At 43.6% G+C, this 4261-nt stretch carries 1 tRNA gene and 3 rRNA genes; all 4 read left to right on the top strand.

The annotated features are described in order from the left end of the window. Nucleotides 1-246, top strand: a 16S ribosomal RNA gene (locus tag ANHYDRO_RS02310); the annotation flags it as partial. Nucleotides 247-344: 98 nt separating this feature from the next. Then, a tRNA-Ala gene (locus ANHYDRO_RS02305) sits at nucleotides 345-420 on the top strand. Nucleotides 421-585: 165 nt separating this feature from the next. Then, nucleotides 586-3661 (top strand): 23S ribosomal RNA (locus ANHYDRO_RS02300). Nucleotides 3662-3794: 133 nt separating this feature from the next. Then, nucleotides 3795-3911 (top strand): 5S ribosomal RNA (rrf, locus tag ANHYDRO_RS02295). Nucleotides 3912-4261 lie beyond the last annotated feature (350 nt).

Below are 4261 nucleotides of genomic sequence, written 5' to 3'. Positions count from 1 at the left end.
CAGTTCGGATTGTACTCTGCAACTCGAGTACATGAAGTTGGAGTTGCTAGTAATCGCGAATCAGAATGTCGCGGTGAATGCGTTCCCGGGTCTTGTACACACCGCCCGTCACACCATGGAAGTTGGCAATACCCGAAGCCTGTGAGCGAACCTTTTAGGACGCAGCAGTCGAAGGTAGGGTCAGTAACTGGGGTGAAGTCGTAACAAGGTAGCCGTATCGGAAGGTGCGGCTGGATCACCTCCTTTCTAAGAGTAAAAAGTCGGTACGCTGACTTTTACCAAAAGAAAATTAATAAAAAAACTTTGTTTGGAACAAAGTAAACTTTGTAGATTAAAGGTTACATGGGGGTGTAGCTCAGTTGGGAGAGCACCTGCCTTGCACGCAGGGGGTCAAGAGTTCGAATCTCTTCATCTCCACCAAGCCCATAATCGAGGGGTGAAAGATTTCTTTGAAATCTTTCATTATTTTTCGACATTTGCGAAGTAAATAAGAAAAATAACGTTAGGTTACAGTAAATAACCAAACAAAACTCGAACAGGGCATTAAAATGAACCTAAAAAAATTAAATAGCTATAAATATTTCCAGTCAAGAAAGAAAGGGCACAAGGTGGATGCCTTGGCACATGAAGGCGATAAAGGACGTAAGTGAACGAAAACTAGGGTGAGCTCACAAAAAGCACTGACCCCTAGGTCTCCGAATGGGGCAACCCGGTTGTGGAAGACACAATCATTACTAAGTGAATACATAGCTTAGTAAGGCGATACCCTGCGAACTGAAACATCTAAGTAGCAGGAGGAAGAGAAAGAAACATCGATTTTCTAAGTAGCGGCGAGCGAAAGGAAAAGAGCCTAACTCATTAGCGATGTCTTAAAGTTAGTCGAATTATTTGAGAAGATAAACCAAAGAAAGTGACAGTCTTGTAGACGAAAGCTTTAAGATACGAGAGGGAAAGTATCACCGGGCACGAGTAACCCGGTGTGAAGATAGGGGGCCCATCCCCTAAGGCTAAATACTAACATGTGACCGATAGTGAACAAGTACCGTGAGGGAAAGGTGAAAAGAACCCCGAAAGGGGAGTGAAATAGAACCTGAAACCTAGTGCCTACAAGCAGACAGAGCGTGAGCGAACGTGATGTCGTACCTTTTGTAGAATGGGCCAGCGAGTTATTCTATATTGCAAGGTTAATGATTTAAGATCAGAAGCCGTAGCGAAAGCGAGTCTTAATAGGGCGAAAGTAAGATGGAATAGACCCGAAACCGGGTGATCTATCCATGGTCAGAGTGAAGTTGAAGTAAAATTCAATGGAGGCTCGAACCGGGTGCGGTTTAAAACGCATCGGATGAACTGTGGATAGGGGCGAAAAACCAAACGAACCCGGAGATAGCTGGTTCTCCTCGAAATAGCTTTAGGGCTAGCCTCTGACCTAAGATTTTAGGGGGTAGAGCACTGAATGGTCTAGGGCGGATTACCGTACCGAAACCTATCAAACTCCGAATACCAAAAAATCAAGTCAGGGAGTCAGACTTAGGGGGATAAGCTTCTAAGTCGAAAGGGAAACAGCCCAGACCGACAGCTAAGGTCCCAAAATTTGAATTAAGTGGAAAAGGATGTGAATCTACTAAGACAACCAGGACGTTGGCTTAGAAGCAGCCATGCATTTAAAGAATGCGTAATAGCTCACTGGTCAAGTGGGTTTGCGCCGAAAATGAACGGGGCTAAATTCAATACCGAAGCTTCGGATTAATAGAGGGATTAAGTTTACAAATGAGACTAGGAAATATTTAACAAAAACAATAACAGAAGAGATTATATAAGAAATGCAAATTTCAGACGCAGACATAAAAGATAGGATATTAAGATAAGATAAGATATTCAAAAAACACAAGTCTAAAGTCAAAGTAGGTATCATAAGAAATTATGAACTAACAATCACTGGTTAGAGTTAAAAAACTAGGACTCATAGCTAAACTTAATACCTCTATTACTGGTAGAGGAGCATTGTATTAGAGACGAAGCCAAGGCGAAAGCAAAAGTGGATTTAATACAAGAGAGAATGCTGGCATGAGTAGCGAGAAGGGATGTGAGAATCATCCCCGTCGAAACCCTAAGGTCTCCTGAGCAAGGCTCGTCCCCTCAGGGAAAGTCGGGACCTAAGCTAAGGCCGAAAGGCGTAGGCGATGGATAACAGGTTTATATTCCTGTACCGCTTGAAGTCGATATGAGAGAAGTGATGACGCAAAAGGATAATCAAAGCCATCTGATGGATGATGGTCTAAAGCCGTAGGAAGAAAGGTAGGCAAATCCGCCTTTCACAAATTCTGAAAGCCTATAGGTATCGAAAACATAAGTAGAGAAGTTGATGACTCCATGTTGCCAAGAAAAGTCACTATCCAGACCAAAGCGCCCGTACCAAAACCGACACAGGTAGGGAGGTAGAGAATACCAAGACGCGCGGAAGAACCTTTGTTAAGGAACTCGGCAAAATGTCCCCGTAACTTCGGGAGAAGGGGAGCCTGAGAGATCAGGCCACAGAAACCAGGCCCAAGCGACTGTTTACCAAAAACACAAGTTTCTGCAAAATCGCAAGATGAAGTATAGGAGCTGACACCTGCCCGGTGCTGGAAGGTTAAGGGGAAGGCTTAGAGCAATCGAAGGCTAGAACTTAAGCCCCAGTAAACGGCGGCCGTAACTATAACGGTCCTAAGGTAGCGAAATTCCTTGTCGGGTAAGTTCCGACCCGCACGAAAGGTGTAACGATTTGGGCACTGTCTCAACAAAGGATCCGGTGAAATTGTAGTAGTCGTGAAGATGCGACTTACCCACGCTAGGACGGAAAGACCCCGTGGAGCTTTACTGTAGGCTGATATTGGATTTTGAGATTAAATGTACAGGATAGTTGGGAGACTAGGAAATCTGGATGCCAATCTAGATGGAGTCACTGGTGGGATACCAACCTTTTAATATCAAAGTTCTAACCATAGCCCTTGAATCAGGGCATGGGACATTGTCAGTTGGGCAGTTTGACTGGGGCGGTCGCCTCCTAAAAAGTAACGGAGGCGTTCAAAGGTTCGCTCAGAATGGACGGAAACCATTCGTAGAGTATAAAGGCAAAAGCGAGCTTAACTGCGAGAGCTACAACTCAAGCAGAGTCGAAAGACGGACTTAGTGATCCGGTGGTACCGCATGGAAGGGCCATCGCTCAACGGATAAAAGCTACCCCGGGGATAACAGGCTTATCTCCCCCAAGAGTCCACATCGACGGGGAGGTTTGGCACCTCGATGTCGGCTCGTCTCATCCTGGGGCTGGAGTAGGTCCCAAGGGTTGGGCTGTTCGCCCATTAAAGAGGCACGCGAGCTGGGTTCAGAACGTCGTGAGACAGTTCGGTCCCTATCCAGCGTGGGCGTAAGAAATTTGAGAGGAGCTGTCCTTAGTACGAGAGGACCGGGATGGACGCACCAATGGTGTACGAGTTGTTAGGCCACTAGCATGGCTCGGTAGCTAAGTGCGGAATTGATAAGTACTGAAAGCATCTAAGTACGAAGCAACCCTCAAGATAAGATTTCTTAGAGTAGGTAAAGAAAATACCTTTGATAGGTCCAAGGTGTAAGTGCAGTAATGTATTAAGCTAATGGATACTAAACTTTAAATCTTGACTGGAAATATTTATAGCTATTGAATTAGCCCGTCCGGCTAAGAGAGGACAGCCCGTCCGGCTCATAGAGGACCCGTGCGGAGCACTCGCAGCGAAGCGAGAATAAAATAATTAGGTTAAAACAGTAATATTAAAAATAATGGTGACGATGGCAGAAGGGATACACCTGTTCCCATACCGAACACAGAAGTTAAGCCTTCTAACGCCGATGGTACTCGGAGGGAGACCTCCCGGGAGACTAGGTAGTTGCCAAACAAACAAGATCAGCTAAAGCTGGTCTTTTTTGATATTTATTTTTCTCCTTAAGCTAAGATTAAATTTCGTATTAATTATTTTAAGAAATGAAATAAATAGAATTTATCAAATTTAAACTATAAAGTTTTAAATATTGATTTTCCTATCACATAAATTAAGGTTTTACAAAGACATTTCTTACATAGCTAGCAAATACAATAAGTATAGTATTCTTCTTCGTTATTTATATTTTTTGCTTATAGAAGAATTAAAAAAATTTCTATAACTTAATTTCAATGGCACAAACATCTATTTATTAAAAAGTTCTTGTCCTGTCCACTTAGTCTTAAGGAGGCTTTTACCAGATCAAA

This window comes from Anaerococcus hydrogenalis DSM 7454, from assembly GCF_000173355.1.
Lineage (GTDB): Bacteria > Bacillota > Clostridia > Tissierellales > Peptoniphilaceae > Anaerococcus > Anaerococcus hydrogenalis.
The sequence above is the reverse complement of the archived record's forward strand: the minus strand, read 5'-3'. Positions and strand labels throughout refer to the sequence as shown.